This is a genomic window from Neotamlana laminarinivorans (assembly GCF_020523925.1).
Lineage (GTDB): Bacteria > Bacteroidota > Bacteroidia > Flavobacteriales > Flavobacteriaceae > Neotamlana > Neotamlana laminarinivorans.
The window spans coordinates 508,051-522,531 of record NZ_JAJAPW010000003.1 but is presented as its reverse complement, the minus strand read 5'-3'; the positions used below and the strand labels follow the sequence as shown (position 1 = coordinate 522,531).

The following is a 14,481-nucleotide window of genomic DNA, read 5'->3' as shown; positions in this document are numbered from 1 at the left end:
AGTTTTTTTATACTTACTTTTAGATGAAAATATTAATTATTCAACAAAAAATGATTGGTGATGTGCTTACCAGTAGCATTTTATTTGAAGCCTTGAACGTTGAATTTCCTGAAGCTCAGTTAGACTATTTAATAAACGAGCACACCTCTCCGGTTATAAAACACCATCCGTTTATAAACCATGTTATTTACTACACCAAAAAGGAAGCTAAAAGTAAAAAAGCCTTATTTAGGTTTGCACAACGCATTAAAAAGGAAAAATACGATATTGTTATTGATGTTTACTCCAAATTCTCCAGTAATGTGATAAGTTACATATCTTCTGCAAATATTAGAATCTCAAAGTACAAATGGTACAGTGCTTTTATTTATACCCATACCTTTGCAGATGCTACAACCCCTAAAACACCTGCAGGTTTAGCCATAGAAAACAGATTACAACTTTTAAAACCTATTTTAAACTATAAGCCTAAAAACCAAACTCCTAAAATTTATTTAACGCCAGAAGAGCTTAAACATTCCAAAGCATTTTTACTGAATCATGGCTTGGATTTGTTAAAGCCTATTTATATGATAAGTGTTTTAGGAAGCAGCCAAAAGAAAACTTATCCTTTTAATTACATGGCCGAACTCCTTGATGCCCTTGTTATTGCAACCCAAGGTCAAATTCTTTTTAATTATATTCCAAATCAAGAAGAAGACGCCAAAGCCATTTACAATACGTGTAAACCAGAAACACAGCAACACATTAAATTTGATGTTTTTGGTAAAAGCCTACGCGAATTTATTGCCATAACCAAACACTGTACCGCCCTAATAGGTAACGAAGGTGGGGCTGTAAACATGGCCAAAGCTATTGATGTACCAACGTTTACCATTTTTTCTCCTTGGATTACAAAAGCCGCCTGGAATATGTTTGAGGATGGAAAAACTCACGTTTCTATACATTTAAACGACCTAAAACCTGAACTTTACACTAATACATCGAAAAAATACTTAAAAGCGAATTATAAAAGCCTCTATAAAGCTTTTACACCTAATTTAATTGTAGACCAATTAAAACTCTTTTTAGAAGAAAACTAGTTTTTAAATAAGAACCCGAAACACGTTCAGGTTGACAAACACTACATAAATTGTTGGTTTATCAAATATACAACATCTCAATCCTTTTTAACAATACCGTAATCGGTCCAAGCAAGTTTTTCGTTTTTTGTAGTGGCCCTAATTGCTAAATTTTTGTTTATGGATTCTTGGGTTTTATAACCTCTTGGATGATCGAGGTGTACACAAATAGCACTATACCTAATTTGCTTCGATTTTATACCATAATTAAATAACCGCTCGCCCAATTCGCGATCTTGCCCACCGTACTGCATGCGCTCATCAAAGCCATTTATCGCTAAAATATCTTTTTTCCAGCCCGATGCATTATGTCCGTTCCAACTTGGTGTTGTTGGCGTCACCGCATTTAAAAACTTAGCTTTAAAACCCTTTGCTGTTAGTTTGTTATTTTTAAAAGATGCTTTTAAACCTTTCGACTTTAACCAAGAAGCGTCAAATGGATTTTGATTAAAAATATCGTCTTTAGTTATGGCTTTGGATATATCCATGGGTAGCATAAAATAACCTCCAGACAAAAAATAACCTGGTTCTTTTTTATCTACATGTACTTGCACAAAATCTTCTCGCGCCATACAATCGCCATCACTCATTAAAATATAGTCAGCATTACATTTTAAAACCGCCTTGTTTAATATTTGCGATTTTTGAAATCCGTTATCCTCATGCCAAACGTGAATAATAGGATAATCGACAAGCTTTTGCATTTTTTCAATTAAACTAAAGGTTGGTTGTTTTGAACCATCGTCAGCAATTACCATTTCAAAGTTTTTAAAACTTTGCTTGTGATAACTCCACATTACTTTTTCTAACCAAGCTTCAGCATTGTAAGTACTTATTATTACAGATATTTCAGGTTGCTTCATTCGTATTTTGTTATACCAAATTTGGTAACTACAGTTTTGTTCTTTTTATTGTTTTGCCTTATTTTCTTGTTCAATTTAAGAGTTTCTTCATTTTTATAAGGTCTATTGTGGTGCAAATGTACACAAATGGCGCTATATCTAATTTGTAAAAATGTTACTCCTTTATTCCTCATGCGTTCACCAACTTCACGATCTAACCCTCCGTATTGCATTTGCTCGTTAAAACCATTTACTGCCAACATATCTTTTTTCCAACAAGATACATTCATGCCATCAAAGGTTGCTTTGGTGGGCGTTACTGCGTTTAAAAACTTAGCTTTAAACTTATGCTTAGTTAATTTATTTAATTTGAAAGACTTAGGCTGACCTTGACTTAACAACCAATTTTTATTAAAACATTCCTGATTTTCAACTACTTTATTCGTTATTTTTTCTGAAACTTCTTGAGTTAATTTAAAATATCCTCCAGAAAGTGCCGAATTTTCTTTTTGAAGATTTAGATGTGTTTCCACAAAATCTTTTCTAGCAATACAATCGCCATCTGTAAAAATTAAATAATCTGCATTGGTTTTAAGAATAGCTTTATTTAAAATTTCTGTTTTTCTGAAGCCTTTATCTTCATGCCAAGCATGATTAATTACCAAGTTTGTATTCTCCTTAAAATCTTCAACAACTTGTTTTGTTTCAACTCCAGAACCATCATCGGCAATAATAAGTTCAAAATTTTTTACAGTTTGTAAGCTGTAACTTAACAACACTAATTTTAAAAATTCTGGCTTATTATAGGTCGTAATTATAACTGATGCTAGTGGCTTGTTCATATGGTAAAATTAAGTATTTTTACCCAAAATTATATGCATTAATGCTTAAACTATCTGGTGTTATTATTACCTACAACGAAGAAGACAAGATTGAAACCTGCCTGCAATCTTTAGTTGGTATTGTTGATGAAATTGTTGTAGTCGATTCCCTTTCAACAGACCACACCAAAGCCATTTGCCAAAAATATAACGTCACTTTTATTGAACAAGCTTTTTTAGGGTATGTCGAGCAGAAAAACTTTGCTTTAAGTAAGGCTAACTACAACCATGTGGTTTGTTTAGATGCCGACGAGTATTTATCGGAAACCTTAAAACAATCCATTCTACATTTAAAATCTAATTGGGTTCACGATGGTTACATAGCCAAACGCTTTAATTATTTTTGCGGACAATGGATTAAGCACACTACCTGGTATCCTGATAAAAAACTCCGTGTTTTTGATAAGACTAAAGCACAATGGGGCGGTTTAAACCCCCACGACTCGGTAAAGTTTTTTAATAAAGATAGTAAAGCTGCACTGCTAAAAGGTGATATTTTACACCACACCTACCAAAGTTATTCCGAATTTAACCAGCGTGTAGAGAAGTTTTCAAGCATTTCGGCCGAATCAAATTTTAAACTTGGAAAGAAAGCACCTATTTATAAAATCATTTTAAATCCTACTTGGGCTTTTATACAATCGTATATTGTAAAACTTGGTTTTTTAGATGGCTTAAACGGATTTATAATATCTGTACAAACCGCTAATATTCGATTTTTAAAGTATATAAAATTGCGTGAATTAATTAAGAAGAATAGTTAAAAACAACAATATGTTTGATCATTATATAGTGACCCGATTTAATTTAAGACGAGAAGACTGGACTCATAACAAGCGTCAGCAAGTGGTTTTAACTGATCTTTGGTTAAAAAACAGGTTTGAGTTATTTACAAACTTTTGCTTTTCGAGTGTTGCGGCACAAACTAATAAAAATTTTACTTGGCTAGTATATTTTGATGTTAATACACCTGAAACATATAAAGAAAAAATAAAAGATTTAGAAAACGCGTCTGCTCAATTTAAACCTGTTTTTGTTGATGGTATGACGCAGTTTTTACCAGATTTACAAAGTAAATTAGCTGCCAGCCCTAAAGAGTACGTTATAACAAGTGGTTTAGATAATGACGACTGTTTAAGTATTCATTTTGTAAACGAAGTACAAAAGCAGTTTAATAAACAGGATTATTTAGCATTAGATTTTATTGATGGCTACACTTTACAAATCACACCAAAGGTTAGAGTTGGATACAAACTTCAAAAATTTAATCCGTTTATATCGTTAATAGAGAAAAACGAAAATCCAAAAGGCATGTATTACAGAAAACACATGCACTGGAAATATGAAACCAAGCTAAAAACCATTAGCGATTGCCGTATTTGGTCTTCTATAATTCATGAAGAAAATATGATTAACGAGTTTACAGGTTTTAGTAAAGTTGATATCAATTACTTTTTAACTCACTTTAAGCTATCTAAACAAAAACAAGAATTTATATTAGCTAAAAATGTTCCGCAAAACAAATGGTTTATTACCAGTTTTAGAAACTATTTAGATTCGTATTTTAAATACTACAATAAAATTCTAAAACGTAAATTGGGATTGTATAAAGAAAAGTAAGTGCTATTTTCTTTTTTTTCTCCAGAAAAAGTACTTTTTCTTAAAACGCTCTCTGGCCTTAAATTTATGTGAAAATTGTTTTGAAAAATACAACATACGCTCTTTAACTTGAGCTTCTGTTTTATCATCTAAAAGTGTGGCATATTCGCTTGACATTACTGAAAGCATTTTTCCGCGCGGCGATAAACGTGCAAAATTATTCATTCTTGCATCAAAATCCATTTCTTCAAAATTCATTCGGTTTAAATCTACCAAATAAAAGTCGTAACCAGTTTCGGTTTTCTTTATTAATGTATTTCCTGGTGAATGATCTAGAAAATTAATTTTGTTTTCGTGTAACTTAAATGTAAACCGCGTGAAGGCTCTTAAAATCTGATCGTAATTTGGGTAATTATCATCATCAACTAAAGCTCTTATGGTAAAATCATAATTAAAATGCTTACTTAAATAATAACTTTTTTTAAACAATCCGAATTGTTTATATTCAAAATAACCAATAGGTTCTGGCGTTTTAATTCCTAGAGCTAATAATTTTTTAGCGTACTCAAAAGAGCGTCTGGCTTTACTTTTCCTAAAAAAACTATATGCCAGCTGATTAACTAAATTTGGTATTTTAAATGATTTTATAACTACTTTAAAATCATTTAAATCGAAAATTTTAAGTTTATTTCGATTTTGATTCGTGAATTTTTCTCCGCGCGCATCAAACTTCTCTACAAATTCGTTTAGCGCAGCTTCATTTATTTTATAATTGCTATCTATTCGTATATTCTTCATTAACTGACTTCTCTATGGTTTTCAGCTATTAAAACTTCATTTAATTCTTCAAACATTTTATTTGCAATCACCTCTTTAGTAAAGTTATTTTTTAAAAACTCGTAACCATTAGTTTTAAACTTTTCTTGAAGCTCTTCATCTTGCAGTAAAAGTTCTACTTTATCAGCAAAATCAATAGGATTTTCCACTTTTGCTAACAACGCTGTTTCTTTATCTATTACCAACTCTGGAACTCCTCCTGCGTTAGCAGCTACAACTGGGATTCTACAAGCATATGACTCTAAAATCACTCCTCCTGCTGGTTCATCTTTAGAGGTGAATAAAAATAAATCAAATTCTGGCAAAATCTCTGGAATATCTGTTCTAAATCCAGTAAATATAATATGCTCCTCAAGATTTAATGCTTTTACTTGAGCTCGCACTTGAGCTTCTAAGGCCCCCTTGCCAACAAGAATATATTTGGCTTTAATATTATTTCTAGATACTAGTTCTTTTACTGTATTAACCCAAGTAAAATGATCCTTAAAATCACTAAAGTCGGCAATATTACCAATTATTTTATAATCATCCGGAATATTAAATTCTTTGTGTAAAATTCCTGTTTTTTTAGTTTTTGTAAACTTTTTAATATCTGTTAAAATACCAACAATACGAAGCTTTGACGTATCTTTTACTGCAAACTTTAAAACATCTACAACAGGCTGTGTAATACATAATATCTTTTTTATGCCTTTGTAGTTGTATTTCCATTTTCTAAAGAAGTTTGTATCAACACGCTTCGTTAAGGTACGACAAAGCACTAAAGGTACTTTTAACCCAAATAACAAGGATGAGATTACTACTAAGGTATGCGCCTTACTACTATGAATAAAAAGCATATTTGCGTTTTTTTCATTGCATATAGCTTTTAATTTTTTTGAAAATTTTAAATCGTACTCCGATTTTAAATCAAATGTTATGACTTGCATTCCTTTACTCTCGGCAACTTTACTTATCTCAGAATCATGCGGACAAATAATCCATTGATCTTCAACTAAGCCATAATCTTTAAAAGCTTCGTATAAATAAATAATTTTCTGTTCGTGTCCTCTCCAAGATGTGCCGGCAGTAAACTGTATTAAACGCATTGTAATTTTTTCTTTTTTAGGCATAACCTTTATTTGAATTGAAAAAGCAACAGTAAAATTAATTACACCTTAAAATATAATGAAACAAAACTAGTATTTTAGCCAACGTAATTACGAATAATAATGCTTTAGATTCGCAAAATAACGAAAACAATAAAATTAGACCTATAAAAACTAAAACATTTCATGCAAACCGAAATTAACAACGCTCTTAAAACCCTTAAATCTGGTGGCATTATACTCTACCCCACCGATACTGTTTGGGGCATTGGTTGCGATGCCACAAACCCAGAGGCCGTAAAAAAAATATACGATTTAAAGCAACGCGAAGACAGTAAAGCTTTAATTTGCTTAGTTGCCGACGATAGAATGTTAAAAAACCACGTGGCACAAATCCCTAAAGCAGCTCAAGATATTATTGATGTTGCCGAAAAACCCACCACCATTATTTACGACCAAGCCAAAAATTTAGCACCCAATTTAATTGCTGAAGATGGTAGTATTGCCATTAGGATTCCAGACGACGATTTTTGCTTTTGGCTAACACGCAAACTTAATGGCGCTTTAGTTTCTACTTCCGCAAATATTAGCGGTGCACCTACGCCTAAATCCTTTAAAGAAATAAGTGCCGATATTTTAAATGGCGTAGATTATGTTGTAAATTTGCAAAAAGAAAAAATTTGCAACAAACCATCGTCTATTATTAAAATAAGTAATAACGGTGTGTTTAAAATTATACGGGAATAGTAGCCACATAACCACTCGATAATTCGTGGCCAAAATAACATGAATTACAAAGAAGCACTTCAACATAATATTTTTAAAGTTATTTCGCAATCTGCACAAGATCTTAAGCTAGATGCTTATGTTATTGGAGGTTTTGTACGCGATTATATTTTACAACGAGGCCATGCCAAAGACATCGATATTGTTGCTATTGGTAGCGGTATAGCTCTAGCTAAACACGTTGCTAAACTTTTACCTAGCCAACCCAAAGTACAAGTTTTTAAAACTTATGGAACCGCAATGTTGCGTTATGATGATATTGAAATAGAATTCGTTGGAGCGAGAAAAGAATCGTACACCGAAAACAGCCGAAATCCATCAGTTGAAAACGGCACACTTCAAGACGACCAAAACCGTCGTGATTTTACAATAAATGCTCTAGCTTTAAGTTTAAATAAAGCTAATTTTGGCGATTTACTCGATCCTTTTGATGGTATTTCAGATTTAAATAAAAACATAATCCGAACGCCTCTCGATCCAGATATTACTTATAGCGACGACCCATTACGCATGATGCGTGCCATTCGATTTGCCACTCAATTAAAGTTTAAAATTGAAGTAAAATCGTTAGAAGCCATCTCGCGAAACAATAAACGCATTGATATTATAACCAACGAGCGTATTGTTACCGAACTGAATAAAATTCTAGAAAGCGAAACGCCTTCTATTGGCTTTTTACTTCTAGAAAAAACAGAGCTTTTACAACATATTCTACCAGAATTAACCGCTTTAAAAGGTATTGATGAAGTTGAAGGCCAACGCCATAAAGACAACTTTTATCACACCCTAGAAGTTGTAGATAATATATCCAAACACACCAATAATTTATGGTTACGATGGGCAGCATTGTTACACGATATTGGTAAAGCCCCCACAAAACGGTTTAGCAAAAAAGTAGGCTGGACCTTTCATGGTCATGAATTTGAGGGCTCAAAAATGGTATTTCATTTATTTAAACGTTTAAAAATGCCATTAAATGATAAAATGAAGTTTGTGCAGAAAATGGTGTTTATGAGTTCGCGCCCAATTGTTTTGGCTAACGACGAAGTAACCGATTCTGCAGTACGCCGCTTAGTTTTTGATGCTGGCGATTATGTAGATGATTTAATGACACTTTGTGAAGCCGACATTACCACCAAAAACCCTAAAAAATTTAAAAAGTACCATAACAACTTTAAAATAGTTCGTGAAAAAATTATTGAGGTTGAAGCACGCGATCAGATTCGCAATTTTCAGCCACCCATTTCTGGCGAAGAAATTATGGAAACTTTTAATTTAAAACCTTGCAGAGAAATAGGTGTTATAAAAGAAGCTATTAAAGAAGCCATTCTTGAAGGCGACATACCCAACGAACACGATGCTGCCTATAATTTAATGTTGAAAAAAGGCGAAAAACTTGGGCTAAAAACAACCATTTAACCATGTTAAAAATTGTAAGAACTCACTCGGGAAACCCAGATTTTATGGCCTTGGTTAAGCAGCTAGACCATTATTTAAAGATTGTTGATGGCGATGAGCATGATTTTTACAACCAATACAATACTATTGATGTTTTAAAACATTGTATTGTCGCTTTTTTAAATGATCAACCTGTGGGCTGTGGCGCTTTTAAGCAATTCGATGACAATTTGGTTGAAATTAAACGCATGTTTACATCGCCAGAAGCTCGTGGTAAAAATATAGCTTCGCGTATTTTGAATGATTTAGAGAAATGGGCCGAGGAACTTCATTATAAGGCCAGCATTCTTGAAACAGGAAAAAGGCAAATTGAAGCCGTTGGTTTTTACAAAAAAAATAATTACAAAATTATCCCAAATTTTGGCCCCTACAAAAACATTGTTAACAGCGTGTGTTTTAAAAAAGATTTTGAAAAATGAAAAAAGACAACAAAAAAGTCATTTATTGGTTATTCACTGGGTGTGTTTTAATTTTCATCATGGTTATTGTTGGTGGTATCACACGATTAACACATTCTGGTTTATCCATATCTAATTACAAACTTATTTCGGGAACTATCCCTCCAATGAATGACACCGAATGGCAAGACGCTTTTGAGCTATACCAACAATATCCAGAATATCAAAAACTTAACACTCATTTTAATCTTCAAGATTTTAAAGATATTTACTTCTGGGAATGGCTACACCGTGTTATTGGTCGCTTTATAGGTTTAGTGTTTTTTCTGCCATTTGTTTATTTTTTAATTACGAAACAACTTAGTAAACCCACCATTAAAAAAGCTATTATTTTAATGTGCATGGGCGCTTTTCAAGGCTTTTTAGGTTGGTATATGGTAAAAAGTGGTTTAGTTGATAATCCTGATGTTAGTCACTTTAGGCTTGCTGCGCATTTAACTACCGCTTTTTTAACCTTTGCCTATACCTTTTGGGTGGCTTTAGATTTAATTTACCCCAATAAAAAAGACATCAATATTCCGTTTAGAAACCTTGTACGCTTAACCTACCTTATAATAGTTTTGCAAATTATTTACGGTGCCTTTGTTGCCGGTTTAGATGCTGGTTTTATTCACAACCACTGGCCTTTAATGAGCGAAGGTAAATTTATGCACGAAACCGTTTATATTGAACAAAGTCCGCTTATAAAAAACTTTATAGAAGGTAAAAGTGGGGTGCAATTTGTACATCGTTGTTTGGCGTATATCGTTGTAGCATTTGTAGTGATAGTTTATGTGAAATCTAGAAAACTTATTTTAACCTTACCTCAAAATCGAGCAATAAATAGCATTTTAATTATTGTATTTTTTCAATTTGTACTAGGCGTATTAACTATAATGCTTCAGGTTCCGGTTTGGTTAGGTGTTGCGCATCAAATAGGTGCATTTTTCTTGTTAACCGCTATCACATTTACGCTACACAGGTTTACAAAATAATATTATTGAAAAACTTTTGATTTACTATTAAAATCATATTTTAACTGAAAACAGTGTATTTTAAATACGCACATACATTTAATTTTGAATAAACTAATCCTGAATAATAGGTTTATTCAAAATTAATTCAAATAAATATGAGTGAAGATAGTAAGGTGATACTAGTTGCATTAATTATTTTAACACTAATTGTTGCTGGTATTCAGTGGTTATTTTTACGATTTATACATTGGTCAGCCGCTATAGTTGTTACAGGTTTCATTTCATTTGTTATTTCATTTCTTTATGTTGGGCTAAAGCATGCAACACCAAATGGCTCTAACCACAGTATAAACTCCTTAGAATATATTAGCCCAACCTTTTTAATGTTTTCTATATTTCTTTGTGGTTTTTGTTTAGTTTGTTATTTAAGCAAAGTCCATACTCCCAAAATAGTTTATGGAGTTTCTTTAAGTATAATTGCTTTAATGGTAATAGGTAGTTTATTGGCTGTATATATCACTAATCATTACAACGCAATACGTTATCACAACGAGAATTACAGTTCGTGTCAAATAGAAATAAAAACCGATGCAGACGTTACCCCCATCATACGCCGTATTTCTTTTAAAAATGACACAAAATTCAAAAATCTCACCACAACTATTGAACTAGATGAAAACAAGAATGTAAATCCTATCAATAACCAAAATGATTTAAGGGATATTCCAAGATTTACTAACACAATTGAATTTCAGTGTATTTCTACTAAAACAGGTAACTTATTTTCTCAAGAGTTTGCTTTCGATTACACTTTGTGTCAAGAAAAAAAGAAGGGAAAACATAACCAGAAAGTCTTGTTGCCTATAAAAATAGTATTAAAAACAGATCAAAAAGTTGATTTGTATATTAACAATCATTTTATAAAACAATACCTGTTAAATAATAAAGAGTAGATCAAGAAAAATGAATTAAAAAACTTTACATTTGCACTTTAAATTATTACCATGATTTACAGGTTTAGAGTTATACTAGACAACGATACTAGTGATGAAGATGTTTTTCGTGATTTAGAAATTCGCGAAACCGATTCGCTTGAAGAATTACACAATATTATTACCCAATCGTTTGGGTTTGATGGTAGTGAAATGGCTTCCTTTTACCTAAGTAATGATGCTTGGGAACAAGGTGAAGAAATTTCGCTATTCGATTTAAGTGATGATGGTTCTGCGCGTTTAATGAACGAAACCTCAATTGATAGCGTAGTACACGAGGCACAAACTAAACTTATTTACGTTTACGACTTTTTAAGTATGTGGACTTTTTATGTGGAATTAGCTGAAATTGTTGAAGAAACCGAAGGGCATGACTACCCAAACCTTATGTTTGTTCAAGGTCAAGTTCCTGATCATGCTCCAGACCGACAATTTGAAGCCGATAATTTAGACGATGAGTTTAACGACTTTGAAGACGGACTTGATATTGATGATTACGATAATTTAGATTTTGACGAGCACTGGAATTAGCCTACATCTATTTTAGCTTATCTAAATTTACATTTTCATAATTTCGCGTTAAAAACTCCAACGAGTATTTTAAAATTTCGCCCATGCTTTTGCAGTGTTTAAAATTAACATCGTGCGTATATTCAAAAATCTTAGAGGTTAATATTGCTATGTTCTCTTGGCTAGAAATAGAATCGTTTTGCATGCAATCTAAAAGTCTAGTAATTCTATTATTATAACTTTTTAATCGCTTTACTAAAATTGAACGTTCTTCCGTTTTATACTGTCCAATAGACAGTTTTTGCATGCTACTTGATACCAATTCCACCATTTTTAAATTTTCTTTAAAAAACTGTGGTCTGTAAATATTAAACTTCCCTTCATAAGATTGTTGGTCGAAATCTATAGCTCTAATTTTATAGACCACATGATCAAAATCGTGTGTTGGCACTATAACGTAGTTATACGAACGCATATCGCCTAAAAGCCTAATCATGCAACGTTCGTTAAACTTCACAAATTCTTTAGCTATTTGCGATTTTTCAGATTTATCACACTTATCTAAATGATTTTTTATAAACTCATCGCCTGGAATTCCCGCAATGTGCTCTTCAATTAAGGTATCGTTGTACACCAAAAAATTTAGGTTATATGGCGACAACATATGTTCTAACTCCAAACCATACACCCGAGAAGCATCAGCTGTTTTCACATAAAAATACGTGTAATTATCATTTAAAATATTTCGCACTTTTATTCTAAATGGCTTAGAGTTTCCAAAGGTGCAATAATCAATGGCATCGACACTTAAAAACGGAATTGTATTTTCATTTCCATCAGAATGTAAAATGGTATACACCTTTTTTAAAGCTAAATCTATTTCTTCGCGTTCAAATTCATTATAATAAACACGAATCCAAAGTGTATCGTTATCGTCTTTGTCATACACTACAATCGAACCTTGAAAACGTAATAAATCATCATAAAAAATAGGAATTTTTATATTACGATTATATTTTGATAAATAGTTATTTAACTGTATCGTTATTCGAAACGAAGGCTTTTTCTTTGAAATTTTTAAATCTTGCATAGGGTAAAGTTATTTAAAAATTACAAAGCATTTTAATTTTCGTGTAACAAAAACTAGCACCTGTCGTCTTATTTTCAAACTAACTTTTATCAATTAATTTGATAAACAAACCACTTACAGTTTGGAATCCATTCTTACAATTAACAACCTCACTAAAAAATTTGGCAATTTAACCGCTGTAAACAACCTGTCGTTTACCATTAAAAAAGGGAACGTTTATGGTATTTTAGGCCCTAACGGCAGCGGAAAATCTACAACCTTAGGCATCGTACTCAATGTCGTTAATAAAACCTCTGGCGATTTTAATTGGTTTAACGGCAGCACCTCAACCCACGATGCTTTAAAAAAAGTTGGCGCCATTATTGAACGGCCAAACTTTTACCCGTACATGACCGCCGAACAAAACCTAAAACTAGTTTGTAAAATTAAAGGTGTTAACGAAAGTAAAATTGAGGAAAAACTAGATATTGTTGGACTTTTAGAACGTAAAAACAGTAAGTTTAAAACCTATTCGTTAGGTATGAAACAGCGTTTAGCTATTGCTTCTGCACTATTAAACGATCCTGAAATTTTAATTTTAGATGAACCCACAAATGGTTTAGACCCTCAAGGTATTCATCAAATTAGGGAAATTATAAAGCAAATTGCTGCACAGGGCACCACTATATTATTGGCCTCGCATTTACTTGATGAAGTTGAGAAAGTTTGCTCGCATGTTGTGGTTCTTCGTAAGGGTGTAAAATTATACTCTGGTCGTGTAGATGAAATGATTTCTAGCCATGGCTTCTTCGAGCTTAAGTGTAATAACCAGGAGCTACTAATAACTACGCTTAAAAATAGTGACCTATTTACCAGCATAAAAACTAATGATGATTTAGTTACCGCATTTTTAAAAGCACCTATGCCATCGGATGCGTTCAATAAATTTTTATTTGATAAGGGCATTATTTTAACTCATCTTGTGCAACGTAAGGAAAGCCTAGAAGAACAATTTTTACAATTAACAGACAACACCAAAAACTAACCGCATCATGCTTCGACTTTTAAATCTAGAACTACAAAAGTTATTATTAAACCGCACTAGTAAAATATTAATTTTTGTATCGTTTATACTACCATTTTTTGTTATCCTTCTTTCATCGTTAAAAATAAATGTTTTCGGTTTTTTTACTTTAGAATTAGGCGAATTAGGTGTTTTCAATTTCCCTATAATTTGGCATTTAACCACCTTTTTTTCATCGCAATTTAAATTCTTTTTTGCAATTGTTGTGGTAAGTATGATTGGTAACGAATACAGTAATAAAACTTTAAAGCAAAACCTTATTGATGGCTTAAGTAAAAAAGAATTTATACTTTCTAAATTTTATACCATTGTATTCTTTTCTTTGGTTTCAACGGTTTTAATTGCATTAATTTCACTTTGTATTGGCTTGTATTACTCGAGTTATAACGAGTTCTCTATAATCATTCAACAAACCAATTTTTTACTGGCCTATTTTATAAAATTAGTCGGCTTTTTTAGTTTGTGTCTATTTTTTGGTATGCTTGTTAAGCGATCGGCATTTGCATTGGCCTTCTTATTTATTCTTTACATTTTAGAATGGATTATTTTTGGTTTAATCACTTGGCAATCCGATCATCAGTTCGCAGAAAAAATTCAAAACTTTTTTCCGCTTAAAGCCATGTATAAACTTATCGACCAACCTTTTCAGCGCATTGCTATGAGTAAATTTCCTGAAAAAACAGAATTGGTTTACGATTATGCAGTACATTGGCATGAAATGCTTATAGTTTTAGGCTGGACGGGTTTATTTGTGTTTTTATCTTATAGATTATTAAAACTACGAGATTTATAATATCTTT

16 protein-coding genes are annotated in these 14,481 nt (G+C 32.1%); 11 read left to right on the top strand and 5 right to left on the bottom strand.

Annotation, left to right across the window (positions count from 1 at the left end; all coding sequences use genetic code 11):
- Nucleotides 1-23: 23 nt before the first annotated feature.
- The gene (locus tag LG649_RS08960) at nt 24-1,082 is read left to right on the top strand and encodes a glycosyltransferase family 9 protein (RefSeq protein ID WP_226543487.1); all 1,059 of its coding nucleotides are present in this window, start codon (nt 24-26) and stop codon (nt 1,080-1,082) included.
- Nucleotides 1,083-1,159: 77 nt separating this feature from the next.
- On the opposite strand, the gene LG649_RS08955 is transcribed toward LG649_RS08960, so the two are convergent.
- The gene (locus LG649_RS08955) at nt 1,160-1,984 is read right to left on the bottom strand and encodes a glycosyltransferase family 2 protein (protein ID WP_226543485.1); all 825 of its coding nucleotides are present in this window, start codon (nt 1,982-1,984) and stop codon (nt 1,160-1,162) included.
- Complete coding sequence (locus LG649_RS08950) at nt 1,981-2,805, bottom strand: glycosyltransferase family 2 protein (RefSeq protein WP_226543484.1); 825 nt, start codon at nt 2,803-2,805, stop codon at nt 1,981-1,983. Before LG649_RS08950 ends, LG649_RS08955 begins: the two co-directional genes overlap by 4 nt.
- Nucleotides 2,806-2,846: 41 nt before the next feature.
- Between LG649_RS08950 and LG649_RS08945 the strand changes: the two genes are divergently transcribed.
- Nucleotides 2,847-3,608: a glycosyltransferase family 2 protein gene (locus LG649_RS08945; RefSeq protein WP_226543482.1), complete on the top strand. Its 762-nt coding sequence runs from the start codon at nt 2,847-2,849 to the stop codon at nt 3,606-3,608.
- 10 nt (nt 3,609-3,618) lie between these two features.
- Nucleotides 3,619-4,464 carry a glycosyltransferase gene (locus LG649_RS08940; RefSeq protein ID WP_226543480.1) on the top strand — a complete coding sequence of 282 codons (846 nt, stop codon included), beginning with the start codon at nt 3,619-3,621 and terminating at the stop codon, nt 4,462-4,464.
- 3 nt (nt 4,465-4,467) lie between these two features.
- Here the strand turns inward: LG649_RS08940 and LG649_RS08935 are convergent, their stop codons facing one another.
- Both LG649_RS08935 and LG649_RS08930 read right to left on the bottom strand, forming a co-directional pair.
- Entirely contained in the window at nt 4,468-5,241 is a 774-nt protein-coding gene (locus tag LG649_RS08935; RefSeq protein WP_226543472.1) for a lipopolysaccharide kinase InaA family protein, read from the bottom strand.
- The gene (locus LG649_RS08930) at nt 5,241-6,392 is read right to left on the bottom strand and encodes a glycosyltransferase family 4 protein (RefSeq protein ID WP_226543470.1); all 1,152 of its coding nucleotides are present in this window, start codon (nt 6,390-6,392) and stop codon (nt 5,241-5,243) included. Before LG649_RS08930 ends, LG649_RS08935 begins: the two co-directional genes overlap by 1 nt.
- A 162-nt stretch (nt 6,393-6,554) precedes the next feature.
- Here LG649_RS08930 and LG649_RS08925 point away from each other — a divergent pair, with 162 nt between their 5' ends.
- The 6 genes from LG649_RS08925 (at nt 6,555) to LG649_RS08900 (ending at nt 11,549) form a co-directional block, all read left to right on the top strand.
- A complete protein-coding gene (locus tag LG649_RS08925; protein WP_226543468.1) occupies nt 6,555-7,115 on the top strand; it encodes an L-threonylcarbamoyladenylate synthase in 561 nt (186 codons plus the stop codon).
- 39 nt (nt 7,116-7,154) lie between these two features.
- Nucleotides 7,155-8,573, top strand: a complete 1,419-nt coding sequence (locus LG649_RS08920; RefSeq protein ID WP_226543466.1) for a CCA tRNA nucleotidyltransferase — start codon at nt 7,155-7,157, stop codon at nt 8,571-8,573.
- Between the two features lie 2 nt (nt 8,574-8,575).
- Nucleotides 8,576-9,031 carry a GNAT family N-acetyltransferase gene (locus LG649_RS08915; protein ID WP_226543464.1) on the top strand — a complete coding sequence of 152 codons (456 nt, stop codon included), beginning with the start codon at nt 8,576-8,578 and terminating at the stop codon, nt 9,029-9,031.
- Nucleotides 9,028-10,044 (top strand): COX15/CtaA family protein, encoded by a 1,017-nt coding sequence (locus LG649_RS08910; protein WP_226543462.1) that lies wholly within the window; start codon nt 9,028-9,030, stop codon nt 10,042-10,044. Before LG649_RS08915 ends, LG649_RS08910 begins: the two co-directional genes overlap by 4 nt.
- Nucleotides 10,045-10,181: 137 nt before the next feature.
- Nucleotides 10,182-10,979: a hypothetical protein gene (locus tag LG649_RS08905; protein WP_226543461.1), complete on the top strand. Its 798-nt coding sequence runs from the start codon at nt 10,182-10,184 to the stop codon at nt 10,977-10,979.
- A gap of 51 nt (nt 10,980-11,030) precedes the next feature.
- On the top strand, nt 11,031-11,549 hold the full coding sequence (locus tag LG649_RS08900; protein ID WP_226543459.1) for a plasmid pRiA4b ORF-3 family protein: 519 nt from the start codon (nt 11,031-11,033) through the stop codon (nt 11,547-11,549).
- Between the two features lie 7 nt (nt 11,550-11,556).
- On the opposite strand, the gene LG649_RS08895 is transcribed toward LG649_RS08900, so the two are convergent.
- Nucleotides 11,557-12,618 (bottom strand): hypothetical protein, encoded by a 1,062-nt coding sequence (locus LG649_RS08895; RefSeq protein WP_226543457.1) that lies wholly within the window; start codon nt 12,616-12,618, stop codon nt 11,557-11,559.
- A gap of 121 nt (nt 12,619-12,739) precedes the next feature.
- Between LG649_RS08895 and LG649_RS08890 the strand changes: the two genes are divergently transcribed.
- Nucleotides 12,740-13,642, top strand: coding sequence for an ABC transporter ATP-binding protein (locus tag LG649_RS08890; RefSeq protein WP_226543455.1), 903 nt, complete (start codon nt 12,740-12,742; stop codon nt 13,640-13,642).
- Nucleotides 13,643-13,649: 7 nt separating this feature from the next.
- Nucleotides 13,650-14,474 carry an ABC transporter permease gene (locus LG649_RS08885; RefSeq protein ID WP_226543454.1) on the top strand — a complete coding sequence of 275 codons (825 nt, stop codon included), beginning with the start codon at nt 13,650-13,652 and terminating at the stop codon, nt 14,472-14,474.
- Nucleotides 14,475-14,481: the final 7 nt, after the last annotated feature.

What these genes read in the sequence shown, in the direction of transcription:
- LG649_RS08945 (WP_226543482.1), top strand. Translation starts at nt 2,847, where the DNA reads ATGCTTAAACTATCTGGTGTTATTATTACCTACAACGAAGAAGACAAG.
- LG649_RS08950 (WP_226543484.1), bottom strand. Translation starts at nt 2,805, where the DNA reads ATGAACAAGCCACTAGCATCAGTTATAATTACGACCTATAATAAGCCA.
- LG649_RS08920 (WP_226543466.1), top strand. Translation starts at nt 7,155, where the DNA reads ATGAATTACAAAGAAGCACTTCAACATAATATTTTTAAAGTTATTTCG.
- LG649_RS08955 (WP_226543485.1), bottom strand. Translation starts at nt 1,984, where the DNA reads ATGAAGCAACCTGAAATATCTGTAATAATAAGTACTTACAATGCTGAA.
- LG649_RS08900 (WP_226543459.1), top strand. Translation starts at nt 11,031, where the DNA reads ATGATTTACAGGTTTAGAGTTATACTAGACAACGATACTAGTGATGAA.
- LG649_RS08885 (WP_226543454.1), top strand. Translation starts at nt 13,650, where the DNA reads ATGCTTCGACTTTTAAATCTAGAACTACAAAAGTTATTATTAAACCGC.
- LG649_RS08935 (WP_226543472.1), bottom strand. Translation starts at nt 5,241, where the DNA reads ATGAAGAATATACGAATAGATAGCAATTATAAAATAAATGAAGCTGCG.
- LG649_RS08910 (WP_226543462.1), top strand. Translation starts at nt 9,028, where the DNA reads ATGAAAAAAGACAACAAAAAAGTCATTTATTGGTTATTCACTGGGTGT.
- LG649_RS08915 (WP_226543464.1), top strand. Translation starts at nt 8,576, where the DNA reads ATGTTAAAAATTGTAAGAACTCACTCGGGAAACCCAGATTTTATGGCC.
- LG649_RS08930 (WP_226543470.1), bottom strand. Translation starts at nt 6,392, where the DNA reads ATGCCTAAAAAAGAAAAAATTACAATGCGTTTAATACAGTTTACTGCC.
- LG649_RS08905 (WP_226543461.1), top strand. Translation starts at nt 10,182, where the DNA reads ATGAGTGAAGATAGTAAGGTGATACTAGTTGCATTAATTATTTTAACA.
- LG649_RS08895 (WP_226543457.1), bottom strand. Translation starts at nt 12,618, where the DNA reads ATGCAAGATTTAAAAATTTCAAAGAAAAAGCCTTCGTTTCGAATAACG.
- LG649_RS08940 (WP_226543480.1), top strand. Translation starts at nt 3,619, where the DNA reads ATGTTTGATCATTATATAGTGACCCGATTTAATTTAAGACGAGAAGAC.
- LG649_RS08925 (WP_226543468.1), top strand. Translation starts at nt 6,555, where the DNA reads ATGCAAACCGAAATTAACAACGCTCTTAAAACCCTTAAATCTGGTGGC.
- LG649_RS08960 (WP_226543487.1), top strand. Translation starts at nt 24, where the DNA reads ATGAAAATATTAATTATTCAACAAAAAATGATTGGTGATGTGCTTACC.